We start from the raw sequence: 20,554 nt of genomic DNA on the forward strand, positions 1-20,554 counted from the left end.
ACGGGATTAATTGTCGCGCCTTCAGTTGGATTGTCAAACCTAACCGCATCGAGCGGCGCGGTTTGACTCCTCTATCCCTCTCCACCCTCCTGAGCCTGCGAAGGATCTGCTGAGGGTGGAGTCTCACGAGGTTTTTGATGAATTATGAATTTGAATTACCTGTTCCCTGTTTCCTAGTCCCTGACAAATGACGAATGACGAATGACAAATGACGAATAACTCTGACTGGCTAGAACACAGTGTACAAGTTGAAGTCGAGGTGCCAATGGAAACCGTTTGGAGCCTCTGGTCTGATTTAGAGCAAATGCCACGCTGGATGAAGTGGATTGACTCGGTACAAGTATTAGAAGATAATCCAGATTTGTCCCGTTGGAAACTCGCCAGCAGTGGCTTTGAATTTAGCTGGATCTCTCGCATTCTGAAATTAGTGCCCCATCAGATTATTCAGTGGGAATCTGTTGATGGTTTACCGAATCGGGGTGCAGTGCGCTTTTATGATCGCCATGGAAGTAGTGTTGTTAAACTTACGGTGGCTTACGATATTCCCGGCATCTTAGGTAAGTTGATGGATGGTTTGTTTTTAGGTCGAATTGTCGAGTCTACGATTCAAGCTGATTTGGATCGGTTCCGGGACTATGCGCTTAAAATCCAAACTTAAGAACGTTGATTGTTGAGCAAGAGGAGGCGATTGAAATCGCTGCTACACAAACAAAGTCCGCCTGCGCGGACTGGCTTATAACCTTACTTTTGGTCGGGATCTGGAAAACCTCTCTCCAAACCTCTCTCCTGCAAGGAGAGAGGCTTTGAATTCTCCCCCTTATGCGCCGATCGCACTGTATCGGATTTGCCAACGAAGTCGGCTTCGATATATGTTTCGCCTCGTTTAATACCCGTTGTGCCGTTCGCCCGGTATCTGAGTCAAGACTATTTTCTCAAAACCCAATCACGATCGAGACTGATGAATTTTCATCCTATTTGCAGATTCGATTAACTCGACTCTTAAGATAGGTTGCAGTTATAGATCTACCCCAAGAAGTGACTGAATCTTATGGAACTGGTGTTCCTCTTGATCCAGCGTCGAATATGGGTGGGCGAACCACACACGATCAGGCTTGATGAATCCAATCACTATTCCCTGTTTCCTTGTCTTCCTACTGAATCCCATTCATTAGATCGAGTTTCAGCTATGAACCTCTGTCTTGCTCATCAAACTCAAATCCCCAGTCTTCACCTTCATCCTCATCCTCCGGTTCCACTTGGGGTGGGGGTTGGCGGTACGGCGGGGTAATTACTCGATAGTTAGCATCATACACTGCCTCAGATTTGCCAATCCTCGATTTAGACGTATTAGATTCCCGGTAACTGTAGGAATAAACCGAGTCGGATTGAGAACGGCGGCTGGGTTCTTGAGGTGATTCGTAACTACTGCGATCGCTTCCGATACTGCGCTCTTCGCGATCGCGCTCTGTTTCCTCTAACACCTCTTCCTCTGGCTGACTCTCCAACTCATCCCAGTCAAACTCGTCCTCTATCGAGGTTGCCGATTCTCCTTCAAAGTTCCACTCTGGAGCAACAGCTTGATCCCAATCAGAACCGGAAGCAGAGGGGGAAGATTTGGGAGGAGGAGGTGGTGGTGGAGGGGGTGGGGGAGGTGGCATTTCTGGTTCACTTTCCTCGGGTTCAGGTTCCTCCTGCTCAAACTCAGCATTTGATCGCCAGCGATTTGGAGGCGATGCTTGGGCGGCGCGATCAAACCTCTGAACCCTCCTGGGTCGAAAACTGAGCAATTGTAAGACTAAACTGGTGAGTATGCCGAGTGCGATCGCCAATCCTATCCATACCGTCAGAGGCAATGCAACCGTTTGCATTCCTAAAAATACGATAGACAAGGCGGGGGCTGACAAATTTGACAACACAAATATAGCCAGTCCACCTCCAACTACGCATAACAGGACAATTCGATTCACAGGCATGATTAGTGATTTACAGGTATGGATAGAGCGCTTACCTCTAACTTACCGCGTTCTTAACATCTGATCCGTTATAGCGCTACGCGCTAGGCAATAGACAACACCTGGGACTTCGGCGTGAGGCTTCGACGGTGAGCGCGGCAACTGAGCCTGTCGAAGTTCAGCCGAACCGCGCTCGGTAACACGCTCGGTGTGGAATATGCAATAGGTAAGGTAGAGTTTTGAGTTAACTTCCCCTGCTCCCCCTGCTCCCCCATCTCCCCCATCTCCTATCCACTCGATTTGACCGCAACTTGGCATAAATCGTTCAGGGAGCGGATCGCTAACCCGTATTATTAGAAGAGGGGTTAGATTATACAGTCTTGGCATGACGATTATTTGGGAACTCGATTTCTATTCACGTCCAATCTTGGACGACAATCAGAAGAAGCTCTGGGAAGTCTTAATTTGTGAGAGTCCTTTAAACATCCACCAATCCACAGACGACTTATTTCAGTACGCGCAGTTTTGTTCCAACCAGGAGGTCAACTCCTTATGGTTGCGGCAATCCCTAGAAGAGGCGATCGCGAAAGCTGGACAAGCACCGACCAAAATTCGCTTTTTCCGGCGTCAGATGAACAACATGATTACTAAAGCCTGCCAGGAGTTAGGCATTCCTGCGATCACGAGTCGTCGGACATACACGCTGGATCACTGGCTCAACCAGCGGATCAAGGACGTTTATCCCCAGCAACCCGGATATCAGTCCTCAGCCGCCGCCTCTGCCTTTGTGCGCTACCAACCTCAAGTTCCTCAACCCTTACCCGACGCCATCCAGGGACAAAAATGGGCATTGGTGAGCTTAGAAGCTGCTGCTTTTGCGGAGATGGAGGAGTGGGAGATTGACTTTGGCGAAGCCTTTCCCCTCTCAATGATGAATCTGGCTCCAGATACGCGCATTCCTGGAGTGATTATTTTCTCCGATCGCGCCAAAGCCCTAGCCGCGTGGATGTCAGGTTTAGAACTAGCGTTTGTTAAATTTCAAGGAGGTGTCACTCCTCGGTTATTACTGGAAACGGGTGCTAGTGATAGCTGGGCTTTAGCCAACCTCACCGATGCCCAAACCCTAGCGGAAGCTCAAGGCTTTGAATCTGCCAAAGAAAACGCCCAGTCCATACATTTTCTCGCCGTGCAGTCAACACCAACCTCAGAAACCTTTGCTGGATTTTGGTTATTGCAAGAATTAACGTAGCCCTGAATGGGTTAGGGGTTTATCACCATGAGCCGGAACTATAAACAGAATAATTAACCCTAAACATTATGGAGTCTCCGAATTTGTCACCCGCCCTGCCCTGCGAACAACTTTTAGATCTGGCACTCAAAGCCGGAGCCAAGGATGCTGAGGTCTATCAGTCGCAATCGCTGTCTCGACCTGTACTCTTTGAAGCGAATCGCCTCAAGCGGCTAGAAAGTAGTCAATCAGAAGGGGTGGCGCTACGCTTATGGAAAAACGGTCGTCCCGGATTGGCGGTTGCTTATGGTGCAGTGAATCCCCAAGACTTAGTGGATCGCGCCATTGCCATTAGCACTCTGAATGAATCGGAATCGGTGGAACTCACACCGGGACGTACCGAAGGTTATCCCGACTTGGGCAAGTCCGTGGCGGTAGAAGAATTGGTCGTCATGGGCAAAGAAGCGATCGCCAAAATTCGGGACGCGAATCCAGAGGTTCTGTGTACCGCCGAATTGGAATGTGAAGCCGAAACCATCCGCTTGATCAACTCTCAAGGCTTAGATTGTCACTACACCGACACCACACTCAACTGTTTTGTCTCCGTCGAATGGGTGCGCGGCGATGACTTTTTATGCGTCTCGGATGGTCAAACCCAACGGGAACAGCTTAACGCCGATAAAATCGTACAAGCGATTCAGCAACGCCTCAACTGGGCGCAAAATAACGTTTATCCCCCTATCGGTCAAGTCCCAATTTTGCTCACCGCCAAAGCCGCCGATTTACTCTGGGATACCGTCCAAACCGCATTAAATGGAAAACAGGTATGGGAAAGGGCTTCCCCTTGGAGCGATCGCTTGGGTCAAGTGGTCAGTTCCCTCAACCTTACCCTATCTCAACAACCGAATACGGGTCCCTATAGCTGTCCTTTTGACGATGAAGGGACACCCACCCGACCCCTATTATTAATTCGCGAAGGACAATTGCAACAATTTTATGGCGATCGCACCATTGGGCGACTACTGGGAACAGGCAGTACAGGGAATGGATTTCGTCCCAGCTTAGGCAGTTATCCCACCCCAGGTTTAGTCAATATCATGGTGCAACCCGGTAAAGGCTCATTGAGAGACTTACTGATGCAACTCGATGATGGATTAGTCATCGACCAAATCCTCGGTGGTGGGGCTGGCATATCTGGAGACTTTTCTGTCAATGTAGATTTAGGGTATCGCGTCTGCAACGGTATGATCATCGGTCGGGTAAAAGACACTATGGTTGCGGGTAACGTCTACACTGCCCTCAAGCAGATTGTTGCTCTGGGTGAAGATGCAGAATGGAATGGTCCGTGTTATACCCCCTCTTTAATTTTAGAAGGACTCTCAGTCACTGCATCTGAGCAAACCTCTATTTTGATTTAGCTCGTTAGGAGATGAGGGGGTGATGGGGTGATGGGGAGCCGGGGAAGCTGGAGGAGCTGGGGAAGCTGGGGGAGCTGGGGGAGCTGGGGAAGCTGAGGAAGTTAACTCAAAACTCTACCTTACCTATTGCCTATTGCCTATTGCCTATTCCCTATTGCCTATTGCCTATTGCCTATTCCCTGTTCCCTTTTCCCTAACAAATGACAAATGACAAATGACAAATGATCAATCCCATACGTCAATGGTTACTGCCCAAGCGACGTTTGGCGATCGCAGAAGCTTGTTTAATTGGGGTGGTTTCTGCGCTATCCGCCGTGTTACTCCAACACAGTATTGGTTGGCTCGGTTCATGGCGGGTTCAAACTTCTGAACAATTTCCGCCCTTTCTAGTTTTACCCGCTTTCGGACTGGTATTGGGAGCACTGTCTGGATTCTTGGTTGAGTATTTAGCACCCGATGCTTCCGGGAGTGGTATTCCTCAGATTAAAGCCGCACTTGGAGGGTATCCCATCGCTCTAGATTTGCGTTTAGCGCTGGTTAAACTCGTCAGTAGTATTTTAGCGATCGCGGCAGGACTGACCCTGGGACGTCAAGGACCCACAGTTCATATTGGTGCAGCGTTAGCGGCTCAGTTTAGCCGTTGGTTTCCTACCTCTCCGAGCCATCGACGCCAGCTCATTGCGGCGGGTTCAGCGGCGGGTTTAGCGGCGGGGTTTAATACCCCAATCGCGGGTATTTTGTTTGTGGTTGAGGAATTAATCCATGATTTTTCCGGCTTAACGCTAGGAACAGCGATTCTCGCTTCGTTTATCGGTGCGGTGATTTCCCGGATTTTAGGGGGTCGTAGTCTCGACCTGAACCTGGAACTAACTCAAACAACCAGTAGTTTTTCTGCTCCGGAGATTCCCTTTTATTTAATCCTGGGTCTTTTAGCCGGATTACTGGCAACCTTATTTAATCGTGGGATTCTGTTTTCATTGACGCTACAACGCCGCTTTCATGTCTCTTTGGCGGTAAAAATGGGGCTAGCGGGATTAATCTGTGGTTGTGTGGTTTCTCTGTTACCCCCGGATTTTCGCAACAATCGTGGGTTGCGGGAGTTGTTAATTACAGGCGCAGAAAGTTGGCAATTCACTAGCCTCGCTTTAGTAACCTACTTTTTTCTCACCCTAGTTTCTTATGGATCAGGCGCTCCTGGGGGTTTATTTCACCCGTCACTGGTTTTGGGTTCTGCCTTGGGTTATCTGGTGGGCGTTGCTAAATTATCGTTTTTAGGGGTTGGGGAACCGACGACTTACGCCTTGGCAGGGATGGGGGCGTTTTTTAGTGCTGTATCTAAGGTTCCTATAACCGCGATTGTGATCATATTTGAGATTACGGCGGATTTTAATCTAGTTTTACCGTTAATGATCACCTGTGTGGTGTCTTATCTAATTGCCGATCAACTCTCCAAAGGCTCACTTTATCAGCGTCTGTTGGAATGGAGAGGGTATACCTCCCCCACTCAAAAAGTAGACAAGGGTTCATTGGTTGGGTTAACAGCAGAGGATTTGATGCAACGACAGGTAGAAACCTTATCGCTGCACATGACTCTGGATGACGCCTTGCAGATGGTATCTCGTTCGACGCACCAAGGGTTTCCTGTGGTAGATGAAGGGACGCTAGTGGGGATTATTAGTCAATCAGATCTTACACAGGCGACAAAAATGCAAGGCAATCCGCCCCGTTGTCCGTTTCCCGGCACCACACCTCTAGCAGAGATTATGACATCGCACCCGATAACGGTGAAGCCGACAGCGAGTTTAGTCGATGTGCTTTATCTGCTCAACCGTTATCACCTCAGTCGCCTCCCAGTCACTGAAGGGCGGAAGTTATTGGGAATTATTACCCGCAGCGATATTATTCGGGCGGAATTGGATCAGCTTGATAGTAAGACAACTCAGACTAGATCACAATCAGAACCCTCTTATGTAGTTTATCAAACCCGATCGCCAGAAACGGGACGAGGACGGTTATTAGTTCCCATCGCTAATCCCCAAACCGCCCCCATATTAGTCAAACTCGCCGCCGCCATCGCCCGCGATCGCGACTATGAATTGGAATGTCTACAAGTGATTCTCGTCTCCCGCAGCACGTCTCCTGCAGAAACGCCAGTAACAACCACAAAAAGTCGTCGGTTATTACGTCAGGCGGAAAAGTGGGGACGAGATTGGAATATACCCGTTCACACTCAAATACGGGTGAGTCAGGATATTACTCAAGGGATTCTAGACACCATTAAAGAGCGACATATTAATTTGATGATGATGGGGTGGAAAGGCTCAACCTCAACCCCTGGACGCATTTTTGGCGGGGTAGTGGATGCAGTGATTCGACAAGCGCCCTGTGATGTGATGGTCGTTAAATTGGGTGAAATGATGCATCCGCCTTATATCCCTCCCTTCTTTCAGCGTTGGTTGATTCCCATCGCAGGCGGTCCGAATTCGCAACGCGCTTTGGAATTTCTGCCAGCGTTAATTCCCTTAAGTAGTAAGCCACCCGATATTCGATTATGCCAAGTCTTTGATCCAGAAGATACGATTATGGATACAACCGCGATAGAAGAAGCTAGCGACTTTTTAAAGAAACAAACCGAGGGTCGGATTCGCCGGATTCCTATTCGTGCCAGTGAGGTTTCTGATGCGGTGGTTTATATCGCTAATAACCAATTATGCGATGTCGTGGTTTTAGGCGCAAGTCGGGAAGGGCTATTACAGCTCATGATTCAGGAGAATATACCGGAAGCGATCGCGCGGCGGGTTAAGAGTACTGTTATTTTAGTTCGCAGTGCGACATAATATGTCCACCTACTTAAAAGATTAGATTCCATCGACGGGTATTATAGAACGGGAAACAAACAATAAATGTCACCAATTCGTTATGGTACAAATCATTCAATCCCAAGATATAGACTTGCGTTATCTCCTAGAAAACTATAGACTCCAATTGGTTGAAGACAACCAATTTTTTACCGAGTGGCAGGAAGATTTACCCGAGCTATCTGATTCCGACAAACAACAATTAGACAAAGTAAAAGCGGGTTATCTCAATCTGCTTAACTATCCCCCCTTACTAGAGGATGGGGTGAGAATGGCTGTCTTAGACCCTATTCTCTTCATTGGTGATTTTTATCTGGCTCCCTTTTACGTTAAATCCGAACAATCCATTGATATTGTCGAGGAAGATGATGTCGTAATTATCAGGGGAAGAATTGATACATTAGTCTTAAAAAACCAGCTTTGGGTCATGGTTATCGAGTCGAAACGAGCCTCCTATTCCATTGAAGCCGGACTTGCCCAAATGTTGGCGTATATGCTAGGAAATCCCAATCCAGAAAAACCTAGCTATGGCATGATTACCAGTGGAGGAACGTTCATATTTGTCAAATGTGTTCAGGAAGACTATCCCAAATACGCGACATCAAACTTGTTAGCCACTCGCAACCCTGGAGATTTGTACAGCGTTCTCAAAATTTTGAAGCGCTTAAGTCAAATTGTAATTAGGGATTTTTGAATAAATGTTCAAGATAAAAAGTCTAGATAAAGTCCTGAAACCTTTTATTAGCTTACCATTGATGAAACTATATTGACTTTGTAATCCAGACAATCCAGTCCGCGCAGGCGGACTTTTTTTGTGTAGCAGCGACTTCCAGTCCCCAGGATTCCCGTTATTTTTTCCAAGGAAGCTTTGTCCCCATCTCAGTTAGCGCTGAGAAGACTAAATAGAGGATGAGAAAGCTAACACCTGCTAGAAAAATAACTAAATCATTATCCATAATTGGAACCTAGACCGTTAAATTAAATGAGTCCTTAATTGCATAAGGGCGCAAGCCTTGCACCCCTACATTTTGGTGTGCGATTCGTAATTGAGAACCGCTATACTTATGTAGATGTAACTTCTCCAATAAAATTATTCAACGTTTTTTCTTCGACCCAGAAGATCTGCTGCTACTACTACCAAAACCAGAGGAACGATTTCGGGATGAACTTGGCTTAGGTTTTGATTGGCTAGACTGTCTTAAATTACTACTCCCGTAACCCGAACCCGTGGTTCTGCTACTTGATGAAGACGGGGAGGAACTTGTTGAGGAACCTGTCGATGGTGGTGCAGATTGAGTGGTTGTAGCTGGATTCGTTGTTCCCGGTGAAGCTTGAGGCGTTGTTGATTTATCCGTTGGTGTTGATGGGGTTGTACTGGATGAATTCGTGGATGCGGGTGAGGTTCTCGGAGTTGTGGTTTGACTCGTGGTTGACTTCCGCAAGACTCCTGATGTACGTAACTGATTGTTCCGCACTACAGGCGGTGGTGTATTGTGGTTGCTTTGATATTTAGCTACCGCTTGGTCATAACTTGAGGCATGATAACCACTATGCAGCACTTGACCGGATTGATAGGGGGGTGGAATATAGTATCGAGGAGAATAAAAGTCCAGTTCAATCTCAATCTCTCCATTACTCTCAAAGGGTTGCCAATAGGTTGATTCCTCACGCACAATTACCATTTCATTGTTCCCGGCGGGTTCAGTAACGGCGTGGATATATTCAATCTGAAACTCTGGACTCAAATGCAACACGGCTTGGTTATTCTGCATTTGTAGATAACTTTGTTCCCCAGCGTTGAGTTCCTCTGGCGTCAGAGGTATCATTTGCGGGTTCGTGGTACTGTAAACCGGGGGCGTGGAGTTCATTAAAAATAAAGTATACTGCCCATTGGCGTCATTGTAGGTCACTTGCTGGAGAGGATACTTCCCATCTGTGAGTCGAGTCTGAGACGATACAGTGTTGGTGTTCTGTTGTCCTACAGGCTGAGAATAGTTAGTTGCATCCTGACAAGCCAGTGTTGTCCAACACAGCGTTACACTGAGAAGCACGGGAGTAAATTTGCGGAACGTTCGACGTCAACTACCGCACACCAACCCTTAGGGGTATGGTGTGGGCTTGAAAAAGCCTGTTGACCAGACGGCTCACCTCGACTTCGCTCGGTGAGCGGAGCCGAACCGAGCAGCCGTTAAGACTAAGAGTTAACGTTCGTACCAAGGGATGCGTGCCAGTTCCTTGCTCTACAACTGGGTAATTAAACAGGTCATTCGGAAAAGCCAGTGTTACTCAGAAAGTACCGGGTCTTAACACCGTCGAGGCAAACTTTACCAAGAAATTGAGAGATGCAGTAATGCGTGTTTTCGTTCTAGATAAAAACCTGAAACCTCTTGACCCTTGTCATCCAGCAAGGGCTAGAGAACTACTCTCGCAAGAGAGGGCTAAGGTATTTAAGCGCTATCCATTCACTATTGTTTTGCAAGACAGAGCCGAGTCAGAGTCTGTTACTCATCCGCACCGAATTAAAATAGACCCTGGCAGCAAGACAACGGGTATTGCGGTTGTTCAAGAGAAAACAGGACGTGTAACAAGCGCTTTTGAAATCTCACACCGAGGGCAACAGGTTAAAGATTCCCTTGAATCCCGCAGATCATTAAGGAGGGGGCGACGCAATCGCAAAACTCGTTACCGCAAACCCCGCTTCCTGAACAGAACCCGTAAAAATGGATGGCTACCACCATCCCTTGAGAGTCGAATTGCCAATATTGAAACTTGGGTGAGGCGAATCAGAAAACTTTGCCCAGTTACCACAATCTCTCAAGAGCTAGTCAGGTTCGATTTGCAGCATATCCAAAACCCTGAAATTAACGGGGTTGAGTACCAACGAGGTGAACTGTTTGGTTTTGAGGTCAAAGAGTATTTACTCGCCAAATGGGAAAGAAAATGCGCTTACTGTGGCGTTAAAAATGTCCCCTTCGAGATTGAACATATAATTGCTAGAAGTAAGGGAGGTTCCAATAGAGTCAGTAATCTCTGCCTTAGTTGTCATTCCTGCAACCAAGCTAAGGGGAACAAACCCGTTGAAGAATTCCTGAAAAAGAAACCAGAAGTCCTCAAGCGGGTATTAGCTCAAGCCAAAGCACCTCTTAAAGATGCCGCAGCCGTTAATGCTACCCGTTGGGAACTGTATCGAAGGCTTCAGTCAACTGGTTTGCCAGTAGAGGTAGGTTCTGGAGGTCGAACAAAGTTCAACCGTAAAACGAAAGGCATCGAAAAAACTCATTGGACTGATGCAGCTTGTGTTGGTACTTCAACGCCTAAAAAACTTCTTCTTAACGGAATTAAACCTTTGAGCGTTAAAGCCAAAGGTCACGGAAAAAGACAACGTTGCGGAACCAATAAATTTGGGTTCCCAATTCGTCATGCTCCGCGAAAGAAATTCTTCATGGGTTTCCAAACTGGAGACTTGGTTGAAGCTAATGTTTTAACTGGAAAGTATGCAGGAGCCTACAGGGGTCGAATAGCGATTCGATTCAAACCAAGCTTCAAGTTAACCACAGGAAGTCAAAAATTCGACGTGCATCCAAAATATCTGAAAACAATTCATAGAGCTGACGGATATGAATATGCATTCTAAACACAAGGATTCGCTGTCACTCAATTTATTTGTTGGCGGCAATTCCCCAGACGCTGACCTTTCAGGTACAGGCGTCCGCCCCCTTGCCGCATTTAAGGTGGCGTACTCATAACCGCTCCTAAATAATTTTTCATGGATACTATTGTAACTTGTAGTATTTAAGGACTGTTTAAACCGGACGCCTGGGGGTCAGTCTCTGTCTATTACTCAGAATTAGGTCTTGGATTATATGTGCGATCGCGAGTGTCGTTACATTTCTTAACCAACGTCACCTGTCCCCAATCCTGATAATTTCTTGACAACAAGACACCTATAGTATCCTGATTTCGGGTCAGGCGTCCAGAATAGTGAAGAGAAAACGGATGAAAGAGTAATCGCAATCCTCACATCGATCTAGCAATTTGTAGGAAAAAATGAATAAACGACTATTGAGTGTCAGCCTCCTGTTCCCTATTTTACTGCTTGAGGCAGGTCACAGTTCAGCGCATTCTGGAAGCACAGCAAATCAAGCATTCGTATTTTCCAGACTTAGCCCGAGAACGTCTCAGGTTACACTCGATAGGCAAGAGTCTCCCCCATTTTTCCTGGCTGCTAGGAAAGAAAAACCCAAAACCTGTCGGTGGGCGGGTTATTGTGACGACGAGGATAACCAGGATAATGCGACAAGTGCGATCGCGTGGCGAGATGCCCTGTCTTTCAACGACAATAGAATCAGGACGATGAGGACTTATGGGACTAGATCTACCGAGATTTTATAAAGCGTGCAATCCAAGCAAGCCCTTAACCGTAGGGGAAGTTGAAGATCAGCAGTATTATATTGATTTTTCCCCGGTGAGAGGGAATCGAATTATTCAGTCATTGCAACGCACCATTGCCTTAATTTCACCCGATGAACCCACTTGCCAACTGTTTACAGGTCATATTGGCTGCGGGAAGTCCACCGAATTGCTACGACTCAAAGCCGAGTTAGAAAAGCAGGGCTACTATGTAGTTTACTTTGAGTCTTCCCAAGACTTAGATATGGCGGATGTCGATATTACGGATATTCTCCTCAGTGTAGCGGGTCGGGTCAGTGAAAGTTTAGAAGGGATTAAAATTAAACTGAAACCCGGTTATTTTGCCAATTTGTTTAGTGAGATTGCCGACTTTCTGCAAACGCCGATTGAACTAAATGCCGAAGCAGAACTCTCGATTGGCATTGGTAAAATTACCGCCAAAACCAAAGAAAGTCCCAAACTCCGCCGCCGCTTACGGGAATATCTAGAACCCCGCACCAGTGGTATTTTAGAATCAATTAACACCGAACTATTAGGACTGGCAACCACGGAACTGCGGCGACGGGGAAAGGCTGGACTGGTGGTGATTGTCGATAATTTGGATCGGGTAGATAATCGTCCGCTTCCCTCGGAACGCTTACAACCTGAATATTTATTTATTGACCGAGGCGACCAATTACGGAAACTGAATTGTCATGTCGTTTATACCCTTCCGTTATCATTAACCTTTTCCAATGATGTGGAAATTCTGAAAAATCGGTTAGGGGGTGGATTACCGCCGACAATTTTACCCATGGTTCCTGTGCGCGAACGGGATGGATCAGAATGTAAAGAAGGGATGGATTTGTTGCGGCAAATGGTCTTAGTGAGAGCATTTCCGCACTATACTCCAGCACAACGATTCGCCTTACTTCCCGAAGTCTTTGATAATACTGAAACCTTAGATCGTCTCTGTCAAATCAGCGGTGGGCATCTGCGGAACTTACTGGGACTTCTATTTGGCTGTTTGCGACAAATGGACCCGCCGATTTCGCGGGATTGTCTAGAAGGCGTAATTCGCGAAAGTCGGGATTACCTCACCTCATCCATTGATGATGAGGAGTGGGAGTTACTGTTTCAGGTGGTACAACAACAGACAGTGAAAGGAGACGTGGAATACACCACTCTGCTGCGTAGCATGTTCGTCTATGAATACCGCGATCGCTATGGGAATTGGTTTTCCATCAATCCGGCGCTGGAAGAGACACAGAAGTTTCAAGACTGGTTGAGAGAAAACACCTAAAATGGCTGTTGCTGTAATCCTGGTTAACAGTAATTGTAGGGGCGGGTTTAGGGATTCAATGATTAGACAACACCGCAAATAATACAACAAAACCCGCCCTATCCCCACCACCAGATAACAAAATCTACCCTAATATTCCACGCGATCGCACGCCAATCCTCCCCATCCTGTAGGGGCGGGTTTAGGAATTCAATGATGATACACACCGCAAACAAAACAACGAAACCCGCCCTATCCCCACCACCAAACCACGAAATCTATCCTAATATTCCACGCGATCGCACGCCAATCCTCCCCATCCTGTAGGGGCGGGTTTAGGGATTCAATCATCAGACAACACCCCCAACAATACAACAAAACCCGCCCTATCCCCACCACCAAACCACGAAATCTATCCTAATATTCCACGCGATCGCACGCCAATCCTCCCCATCCTGTAGGGGCGGGTTTAGGAATTCAATGATGATACACACCGCAAACAAAACAACAAAACCCGCCCTATCCCCACCACCAGATAACGAAATCCCGCCTAATATTCCACGCGATCGCACTAATCTTTCACGCGATCGCACACCAATCATCTACCCCATCCTGTAGGGGCGGGTTTAGGAATTCAATGATGATACACACCGCAAACAAAACAACGAAACCCGCCCTTCTCCACCACCAGATAACGAAATCTATCCTAATCTTTCACGCGATCGCACGCCAATCCTCCCCATCCTGTAGGGGCGGGTTTAGGGATTCAATCATGAGACAACACCGCAAACAAAACAACGAAACCCGCCCTTCCCCACCGCCAAACCACGAAATATTCCACGCGATCGCATCCATTAATCGAATGTTATTGGTGGCGCAGGGCGGGTTTTGTATGAAGGTTATTGGTTTTCCTGTCAATTTTGTGCCTAAACCCGCCCCTACAGATTAATCGAATGTTTGCGGTGATGCAGGGCGGGTTTTGTATGAATATTATTGGTTTTCCTGTCAATTTTGTGCCTAAACCCGCCCCTACAGATTAATCGAATCTTATTGGTGATGCAGGGCGGGTTTTGTATGAAGGTTATTGGTTTTTCCTTCAATTTTGTGCCTAAACCCGCCCCTACAGATTAATCGAATCTTATTGGTGGCGCAGGGCGGGTTTTGTATAAAGGTTATTGGTTTTCCTGTCAATTTTGTGCCTAAACCCGCCCCTACATTAGATTTATCTTCGATTTGTATGCAAGGCTAAATTTTTAATGGTTCCATCCCATTCTTTAGAACCACTAGGATGCAATTCGTCTTCTTCCCAGGCTATGGGATTATTCACAATATATTCACGAATTGCGGTTAATGATTGTTCATTGCGGATAATATGTTCATAATAGCCACGTTGCCACACGGGGACACCCCTCTGGCGACGATTTTTATTAATGCGGCGTGCAGAAAAGGTTTTGAATCCCCGGATAATCTCTGGCAAGCCATGGTATTTTTGATCAGTAGTATCCGCTGTCAATATCAGAATGCCATGGAGATGATTGGGCATGATCACAAATTCATCTAATTTTAAATTAGGATGATAGTGAAGCAAATTTTGCCAATGTAAATAGACAAATTTGCCGGAATCGCTTAACTGCATTTGACTATCGATGATTTCACCTAACAGGGTTTGGCGTTGGCAAGTACAAATGGTAATAAAATAAAATCCCGGTTGTGTATAATCATAATCTTTAAGGCGGATTGAACGTCGATGATGTTGATCCAGATTGTATTTCATGATCAGATCGCACGAGGTTTTCCTTTGACAAAACGTGTAGGGGCGGGTTTAGGAATTTAATGATCAGACACACCTCAAACAATACAACAAAACCCGCCCTATCCCCACCACCAAACCACGAAATATTTCACGCGATCGCACACCAATCATCTACCCCATCATGTAGGGGCGGGTTTAGGGATTCAATCATCACACACACCGCAAACAAAACAACGAAACCCGCCCTATCCCCACCACCAGATCGCGAAATCTATCCTAATTTTCACGCGATCGCACGCCAATCATCCCCATCCTGTAGGGGCGGGTTTAGGGATTAAATCATCAGACAACACCCCCAACAAAACAACGAAACCCGCCCTTCCCCACCACCAAACCACGAAACCTATCCTAATCTTTCACGCGATCGCATCCATTAATCGAATGTTATTGGTGACGCAGGGCGGGTTTTGTATGAATGTTATTGGTTTTCCCGTCAATTTTGTCCCTAAACCCGCCCCTACATGTTCATTTATTGAAAAATTCCACCTTTCTCGATAAATTCTGGGATAATTAAACGATGCCATTCTAGTTTTATCAACTCCGTATTACCAAATTTCTGATCCAAGACATCCACCGAACTGGTATTTTCCGTGATGATGCCAACCAGAATTCGGATTGAACCGATGTGACTACAAATCAAAATATTATTCACCTCACTCGTTTGCGTAACCTGAGCTAGCTCAATCAAAAACGAGAAAATCCGTTGGGCTAATTGGGCATAACTTTCACCATTTTCTGGCGCATAGTTTAAATTACCAGCCGCATATTCGGGAATAAATCGGAGTTTACCGCCTTCTAATACGCCCAAATTACGTTCATTTAGTCGCTTATCTTTGTGGATACTGCCCACGCTAATATTGCCGCTATTTATAGCAATATCTAACGTTTTATAGGCGCGTTTTAATCCAGATGCAAAGGCTAAACTGTACTCTGGATCAAGTTTAGTTCCTAATACCCTGGCTTGTGCTTCACCTTGCGGCGTTAAGTCTACATCTTTAGAACCCGCAATTCGCTTTTCGGCATTGACGGTGCTTTGGGCATGGCGGACTATGTGTAAAGTTACCGGAGTTGATAGAATAAAGGGGTGCTTGAGGTGTTGGCGGATGTCTTGCCAACTGAGAATTTTGTCATTTGTCATGCGTTACTTGTCCTTTGAGGCAATCGGGAACAGGGAACGGGGAACACCTCATTTTAATGTATATCAATCAGTTTAGCTGATCAGCGTCATACTACTCTTGACCATTTAAGTTAACGTCTTACACAAAATTAATACAGTATAAGATACTCGATTCGACGACTAATTATGCGAGACATTATCAAAAAAATCCGCCCATTTTCTTTGAAAACGGTTTTCATTGTTCCCTTCGTTTTACAAATTGTTACCGCTGTGGGATTAGTTGGATATTTGTCCTATCGCAGTGGGCAAAAATCTGTTGAAGATATGGCAAATCAATTACTTGAAGAAACCAGCCAACGAGTCAGCGATCGCGTCAACAGTTATTTGCAGCAATCTTATCAATTTGTTACTCTAAATCGATTAGCGGTTGAACAAGGAGATTTAGATCCAACCGATATTGATCAAGTTTACTGGCGACTCTGGCGGCAAATTCAAGTATCTGATTTTTTTATTACTGCACTAACCTATACCAGTCCTGTCGGAACGTATATTGGGGTGGGACAGGATAAGTTTGGTCTGGCTTTTCCTGAAGGTTCCTATATTAAAGGTGAGTTAAAAGGGACTGCTCCAGGAACACGAATTCATTCCCTACTTGATGAATCGGGTAAGGTGATTCAAATCCTAGCCACCCTACCCAACTGGGACCCTAGAGAACGACCCTGGTATCAAGAAACGATTCAGAACAATACACTAATTTGGACAGACATTTATCCCTTTGTTGGAATACCTGTTGCAGCGATCAATCTGTCTACTCCTGTTTATAAACATGGGCAATTTCAAGGAATTTTTGATAGTGTTTTTATTCTTTCTTATATTAGTTCTTTCTTGGGGGAATTGGGTGTTTCTACCTCTGGACAGGTATTTATTATAGAACGTTCTGGGGATTTGGTCGCCACCTCAACGGAAGAACGGGCTTTTGTCAAAAATATTCAGGGCAAACAACTAATCCGACTCAAAGCCACTAAAAGCCGTGATCAGTTAACGCGGACGACGATGCAAGCTTTACTCAATCAAGACGATAATCTGGCATCAATTCAAAACGCAAATTTTACCTTTATTGGTGATAATTCTATCCCAACCTTATCCCAACGCCATTTTGTTCACGTTGAACCCTATAAAAATGACTATGGCTTGGATTGGTTGATTGTTACTGTTGTGCCAGAGTCGGACTTTATGGCGCAAATTAATGCCAATATCCGCACCACAATTATCCTTTGTATCGCTACTCTCATTATTGCCACAGGATTGGGTATTATCACTGCCCGTTGGGTGACTCAACCGCTACTTAAATTAAACCAATCTGCCCAAAAACTGACTCAAGGAGAATGGGACAACCCTATTGTAATCCAGCGCCACGATGAAGTCGGAGAATTGGCAAACTCCTTTGCTCAGATGGCAACTCAACTACAAACCTCGTTTACTGAACTTCAGACTCTAAATACAGCATTAACTGAGAGTGAAAACCGCCTGAATCAAATCCTAGAAGCGATTCCGGTTGGTATATCCGTTCATGATGTTAGCGGACAAATTATCTACGCCAACCAGACATCAAAGCAATTACTGGGGATCGACACCTTACCGGAAGCGACAACCGCCGACTTATCAGAAACGTTTCACGTTTATCAGGCGGAAAGCGAAGAATTGTATCCTGTAGAACAAACGCCTCTGGTTCGGGCATTTCAGGGTGAAAAAGTGAAAGTTGATGATATGGAAATTCGCTTACCCGATCGCAGGATTCTGCTGGAAGTCTATGGCACCCCAATCTGGAATGAAACCGGAACCATTGTCGCCGCGATCGCCACATTTTCCGATATCACGGAACGTAAGCAAACGGAGCAGATTTTAGCCGACTATAACCGCACCTTAGCCACTCAAGTTCGCGAACGAACAGTAGAACTCAATGAAGCCCAACGCCTCGCTCATTTGGGCAGCTGGTCATTCGATGTGGATAGTAAAAAAATTAGTTGGTCGGATGAAATTTTCCGAATTTATGGACGTGATCTGAGTCAGAGTGAACCTAGCTACGAAGCGCTTGTGCAACAAATCCATCCTGATGATGTTGCCCAGTTTCAGCACCAGGTAGAAGCCGCAATGACTCAAGGAAAATCTTACGAACATGAACTGCGAATTTTCCTAAGTGATGGTTCAATGCGGTATGTTTTGGGCAAGGGAGAAGCCATATTGAATTCATCCGGACAGGTGGTTCAACTGTTTGGCACAGTACAGGATATTAGCGATCGCAAATTGATCGAGGAACAATTACGAGAGAGTGAAGAAAAATTCCGCCAACTGGCAGAAAACATCCAAGATGTTTTCTTTATTCTCTCCCACACCGGAGAAATGCTCTATATTAACCCCGCCTACGAACAAATTTGGCAGAGAACTCGCCAAAGTTTATATGATAATCCTCGTTCTTGGTTAGACTCGGTTTTCCCAGAGGACTATCCGTCAACGGTTGCTGCGATGGAACGACAATTACAGGATGCGACTGAGTTTGATCACCTCTATCGGATTACTCGACCCAATGGAGAAATCCGGTGGATTCGCGCCCGTTCGTTCCCGGTTCCTCATCAAAAGACTTACCGCTTTGTCGGGATTGCTGAAGATATTACCGATCGCAAACAAATCGAACTGGCGTTAACAGAAGCCAAAGACGCGGCTGAAACAGCGAACCGGGCGAAAAGTACGTTCCTGGCGAATATGAGTCACGAATTGCGAACCCCCTTGAACGCGATTATGGGGTTTACTCAATTGATGCAGCGCAGCAGTACGTTTCCGGCTGACTATCAAGAGAATGTTGAGATTATTTACCGCAATAGCGAACATCTGCTGACGCTGATTAACCAGGTGTTAGATTTATCCAAAATTGAAGCCGGACGGATCACCCTAAATGAAACCGTTTTTGACCTGTATGCCTTATTACAGGATGTGGAAATCCTGTTCCGAATCAAGGCAAGGGAACAAGGATTACAGCTACTCTTTGATTATTCCAGTCAGCTTCCTGAATATGTGCAAAATGATGCAGTAAAACTGCGCCAAGTTTTAATTAATTTACTCGCGAATGCCTTTAAATTTACCCAGTCAGGGGCGATATCGGTGAGAGTTTCAAGGGTTACTGATACCAGAGAAACTCCCACCACCAAGGAACCCGATGAGATCACCCTCCAGTTTGAAATTGAAGATACAGGGGCGGGAATGGCGGCGGAGGAATTAGAGGATATCTTTGATTCGTTTATTCAAAGTCAAACCGGGAAGCAGCATCAGGAAGGAACGGGGTTAGGGTTATCGATTAGTCGTGAATTTGTCCGACTCATGGGCGGTGATCTGACAGTGGCGTCTCAAGTGGGACAAGGTACAGTTTTTAGGTTTGAGATTAGGGTTAAATTAGCAGACGCCAGCCAAGTTCCTACCTTAAAACCGAAACGGCGTATTATTGCTTTAGAACCGAACCAACCCTGTTATCGAATTCTAATTGTTGACGATCGCGTGGATAACCGCAAACTGTTGATCCAACTCCTCAATCCCCTGGGATTTCTCCTCCAAGAAGCGACGAATGGCAAAGACGCGATCGCGATTTGGCAGAATTGGCAACCTCATCTCATCTTTATGGATATGCGGATGCCGATTATGGATGGGTATGAAGCCACCCAACAGATTAAAGCCACCACTCAAGGTCAAGCCACGGTGATTATTGCCGTCACCGCTAGCAGTCTCGACTCCGAGAAGGCAATTATCCTCTCCATGGGGTGTGATGGATTTATCCGCAAACCCTTCCGGGATGTGGAGATTTTTGACGCGATTCACCAGCATTTGGGTGTGAACTATGTTTATGACGATACAACAGCATCAACTCCACTCAGCCAAACCCCAGCCCATTCCTTAACCCCAGACTCTCTAGCTGTCTTACCCGCCGATTGGTTACAGGCTTTTCGTCAAGCGACAATATTGGGTGATATTGATTTGATGCTGAGTCTGATTGAGGAAATTCGCACCCCTCACGAATCCCTTGCTAACGCCTTGACTGAGTTGACGAATCGGTTTGAGTTGGAGAAGCTGTTAACCTTAACCGAAATTAATTAGATTCACCCCACGCCCAGAAACTGTAGGGGGGCAAAGACTTCATCCGTGTCAACTTAAGCGCCAAAAGCAGGGGCGACGGGGGGATCAGGGGGACTATCGGAGAATTGAGATAAGCTTACGCTACTCCAGATCCCCGACTTCTTTGTTGAAACCCTGATTATCCCAAATAAATTGGATTCAGAAGTCGGGGATCTACCAGACGGTTACTTCTATCAACAAGGGGGGAGTTAACAAAAATTTACAGAATCTTCACACTAGGGGCTGCTTTGTAAAGATTTGACAAAGATTTGCGCCAATCTCCTCCAATATCTGCGGTCTAGTTGAGTGTGATGTCCGATTGAGTTAATATAAATTAAG

The 20,554-nt window shown here is 46.0% G+C and carries 16 protein-coding genes; 10 read left to right on the top strand and 6 right to left on the bottom strand.

Translation table 11 applies throughout. The features are described from left to right. Positions 1 to 208 precede the first annotated feature (208 nt). Positions 209 to 658, top strand: a complete 450-nt coding sequence (locus RH949_RS25640) for an SRPBCC family protein (RefSeq protein ID WP_446357112.1) — start codon at positions 209 to 211, stop codon at positions 656 to 658. Positions 659 to 1,184: 526 nt separating this feature from the next. Here RH949_RS25640 and RH949_RS25645 read toward each other — a convergent pair. Next, positions 1,185 to 1,868 (bottom strand): hypothetical protein, encoded by a 684-nt coding sequence (locus RH949_RS25645; RefSeq protein WP_446357114.1) that lies wholly within the window; start codon positions 1,866 to 1,868, stop codon positions 1,185 to 1,187. A gap of 147 nt (positions 1,869 to 2,015) precedes the next feature. Next, positions 2,016 to 2,270, bottom strand: coding sequence for a hypothetical protein (locus tag RH949_RS25650; RefSeq protein WP_446357116.1), 255 nt, complete (start codon positions 2,268 to 2,270; stop codon positions 2,016 to 2,018). A 67-nt stretch (positions 2,271 to 2,337) separates the two neighbouring features. Here RH949_RS25650 and RH949_RS25655 point away from each other — a divergent pair, with 67 nt between their 5' ends. The 4 genes from RH949_RS25655 (at position 2,338) to RH949_RS25670 (ending at position 8,150) form a co-directional block, all read left to right on the top strand. Continuing rightward, positions 2,338 to 3,201, top strand: coding sequence for a Tab2 family RNA-binding protein (locus RH949_RS25655; protein ID WP_446357118.1), 864 nt, complete (start codon positions 2,338 to 2,340; stop codon positions 3,199 to 3,201). 68 nt (positions 3,202 to 3,269) lie between these two features. Then, entirely contained in the window at positions 3,270 to 4,598 is a 1,329-nt protein-coding gene (locus RH949_RS25660; protein ID WP_006101887.1) for a TldD/PmbA family protein, read from the top strand. A 221-nt stretch (positions 4,599 to 4,819) separates the two neighbouring features. After that, positions 4,820 to 7,435, top strand: coding sequence for a chloride channel protein (locus RH949_RS25665; RefSeq protein WP_446357120.1), 2,616 nt, complete (start codon positions 4,820 to 4,822; stop codon positions 7,433 to 7,435). 82 nt (positions 7,436 to 7,517) lie between these two features. Further along, a complete protein-coding gene (locus RH949_RS25670; protein WP_446357122.1) occupies positions 7,518 to 8,150 on the top strand; it encodes a restriction endonuclease subunit R in 633 nt (210 codons plus the stop codon). Between the two features lie 400 nt (positions 8,151 to 8,550). Here the strand turns inward: RH949_RS25670 and RH949_RS25675 are convergent, their stop codons facing one another. Then, positions 8,551 to 9,507 (bottom strand): hypothetical protein, encoded by a 957-nt coding sequence (locus tag RH949_RS25675; RefSeq protein ID WP_446357124.1) that lies wholly within the window; start codon positions 9,505 to 9,507, stop codon positions 8,551 to 8,553. A gap of 299 nt (positions 9,508 to 9,806) precedes the next feature. Between RH949_RS25675 and iscB the strand changes: the two genes are divergently transcribed. The 3 genes from iscB (at position 9,807) to RH949_RS25690 (ending at position 13,148) form a co-directional block, all read left to right on the top strand. Further along, the gene (gene iscB / locus RH949_RS25680) at positions 9,807 to 11,090 is read left to right on the top strand and encodes an RNA-guided endonuclease IscB (protein ID WP_044207918.1); all 1,284 of its coding nucleotides are present in this window, start codon (positions 9,807 to 9,809) and stop codon (positions 11,088 to 11,090) included. Positions 11,091 to 11,503: 413 nt separating this feature from the next. Further along, entirely contained in the window at positions 11,504 to 11,848 is a 345-nt protein-coding gene (locus RH949_RS25685; protein WP_446357127.1) for a hypothetical protein, read from the top strand. Next, positions 11,820 to 13,148: an ATP-binding protein gene (locus RH949_RS25690; RefSeq protein WP_446357129.1), complete on the top strand. Its 1,329-nt coding sequence runs from the start codon at positions 11,820 to 11,822 to the stop codon at positions 13,146 to 13,148. The genes RH949_RS25685 and RH949_RS25690 overlap by 29 nt, the downstream gene beginning before the upstream one ends. A 365-nt stretch (positions 13,149 to 13,513) precedes the next feature. Here the strand turns inward: RH949_RS25690 and RH949_RS25695 are convergent, their stop codons facing one another. Further along, a complete protein-coding gene (locus tag RH949_RS25695) occupies positions 13,514 to 13,720 on the bottom strand; it encodes a hypothetical protein (protein ID WP_157453213.1) in 207 nt (68 codons plus the stop codon). A gap of 179 nt (positions 13,721 to 13,899) precedes the next feature. On the opposite strand from RH949_RS25695, the gene RH949_RS25700 reads away from it, so the two are divergent. Beyond that, complete coding sequence (locus RH949_RS25700; protein WP_446357131.1) at positions 13,900 to 14,076, top strand: hypothetical protein; 177 nt, start codon at positions 13,900 to 13,902, stop codon at positions 14,074 to 14,076. 273 nt (positions 14,077 to 14,349) lie between these two features. Here RH949_RS25700 and RH949_RS25705 read toward each other — a convergent pair whose 3' ends face one another. Next, on the bottom strand, positions 14,350 to 14,901 hold the full coding sequence (locus RH949_RS25705; RefSeq protein WP_006102025.1) for a transposase: 552 nt from the start codon (positions 14,899 to 14,901) through the stop codon (positions 14,350 to 14,352). 508 nt (positions 14,902 to 15,409) lie between these two features. Further along, on the bottom strand, positions 15,410 to 16,078 hold the full coding sequence (locus tag RH949_RS25710) for a histidine phosphatase family protein (RefSeq protein ID WP_446357134.1): 669 nt from the start codon (positions 16,076 to 16,078) through the stop codon (positions 15,410 to 15,412). Positions 16,079 to 16,243: 165 nt separating this feature from the next. Between RH949_RS25710 and RH949_RS25715 the strand changes: the two genes are divergently transcribed. Beyond that, on the top strand, positions 16,244 to 20,197 hold the full coding sequence (locus RH949_RS25715) for a PAS domain S-box protein (protein WP_446357136.1): 3,954 nt from the start codon (positions 16,244 to 16,246) through the stop codon (positions 20,195 to 20,197). Positions 20,198 to 20,554 lie beyond the last annotated feature (357 nt).

This window comes from Coleofasciculus sp. A1-SPW-01, assembly GCF_040217205.1.
Taxonomy (GTDB): Bacteria; Cyanobacteriota; Cyanobacteriia; order Cyanobacteriales; family Coleofasciculaceae; genus Coleofasciculus; species Coleofasciculus chthonoplastes_A.

Excerpts from the sequence above, each read along its gene's own strand:
- RH949_RS25645 (WP_446357114.1), bottom strand. The coding sequence starts at position 1,868 with ATGCAAACGGTTGCATTGCCTCTGACGGTATGGATAGGATTGGCGATC.
- RH949_RS25640 (WP_446357112.1), top strand. The coding sequence starts at position 209 with ATGACGAATAACTCTGACTGGCTAGAACACAGTGTACAAGTTGAAGTC.
- iscB (WP_044207918.1), top strand. The coding sequence starts at position 9,807 with ATGCGTGTTTTCGTTCTAGATAAAAACCTGAAACCTCTTGACCCTTGT.
- RH949_RS25705 (WP_006102025.1), bottom strand. The coding sequence starts at position 14,901 with ATGAAATACAATCTGGATCAACATCATCGACGTTCAATCCGCCTTAAA.
- RH949_RS25665 (WP_446357120.1), top strand. The coding sequence starts at position 4,820 with ATGATCAATCCCATACGTCAATGGTTACTGCCCAAGCGACGTTTGGCG.
- RH949_RS25710 (WP_446357134.1), bottom strand. The coding sequence starts at position 16,078 with ATGACAAATGACAAAATTCTCAGTTGGCAAGACATCCGCCAACACCTC.
- RH949_RS25650 (WP_446357116.1), bottom strand. The coding sequence starts at position 2,270 with ATGCCAAGTTGCGGTCAAATCGAGTGGATAGGAGATGGGGGAGATGGG.
- RH949_RS25660 (WP_006101887.1), top strand. The coding sequence starts at position 3,270 with ATGGAGTCTCCGAATTTGTCACCCGCCCTGCCCTGCGAACAACTTTTA.
- RH949_RS25715 (WP_446357136.1), top strand. The coding sequence starts at position 16,244 with ATGCGAGACATTATCAAAAAAATCCGCCCATTTTCTTTGAAAACGGTT.
- RH949_RS25685 (WP_446357127.1), top strand. The coding sequence starts at position 11,504 with ATGAATAAACGACTATTGAGTGTCAGCCTCCTGTTCCCTATTTTACTG.
- RH949_RS25690 (WP_446357129.1), top strand. The coding sequence starts at position 11,820 with ATGGGACTAGATCTACCGAGATTTTATAAAGCGTGCAATCCAAGCAAG.
- RH949_RS25670 (WP_446357122.1), top strand. The coding sequence starts at position 7,518 with ATGGTACAAATCATTCAATCCCAAGATATAGACTTGCGTTATCTCCTA.
- RH949_RS25700 (WP_446357131.1), top strand. The coding sequence starts at position 13,900 with ATGAGACAACACCGCAAACAAAACAACGAAACCCGCCCTTCCCCACCG.
- RH949_RS25655 (WP_446357118.1), top strand. The coding sequence starts at position 2,338 with ATGACGATTATTTGGGAACTCGATTTCTATTCACGTCCAATCTTGGAC.